The organism is Salifodinibacter halophilus, from assembly GCA_012999515.1.
GTDB classification, from domain to species: Bacteria; Pseudomonadota; Gammaproteobacteria; order Nevskiales; family Salinisphaeraceae; genus Salifodinibacter; species Salifodinibacter halophilus.
This window is the reverse complement of the sequence record JABEEB010000661.1, coordinates 1-240: the sequence shown is the minus strand read 5'-3', so window position 1 is coordinate 240 and position 240 is coordinate 1. Positions and strand designations below refer to the sequence as shown.

The following is a 240-nucleotide window of genomic DNA, read 5'->3' as shown; positions in this document are numbered from 1 at the left end:
GCGACGACGGCCGCAACCTGGGCTGGGCGGGGCGCATTTGCGATTTGCTCCACGACGCCAATCCCGACGCGTTCATTCCGATGTCGGTGTCGTTGAACTTCGAGAGCATCCTGCAGCGCGCGGCCAGCGGCGGGCAGTACGTGATCGGCAACGACGGGCCGCGCCATTTCAGCCGCTTCGAATGGGACGAAGACAGCCGCCGCGCCTTCCTCGCGCTGATGGCGCCGAACCAGCAAGCGC

At 67.1% G+C, this 240-nt stretch carries 1 protein-coding gene; it reads left to right on the top strand.

Going from position 1 to position 240, the window contains the following annotated elements; genetic code table 11:
* Positions 1 to 240 (top strand): hypothetical protein (locus tag HKX41_13220; GenBank protein NNC25095.1); only part of this gene is annotated, 240 nt, incomplete at both ends.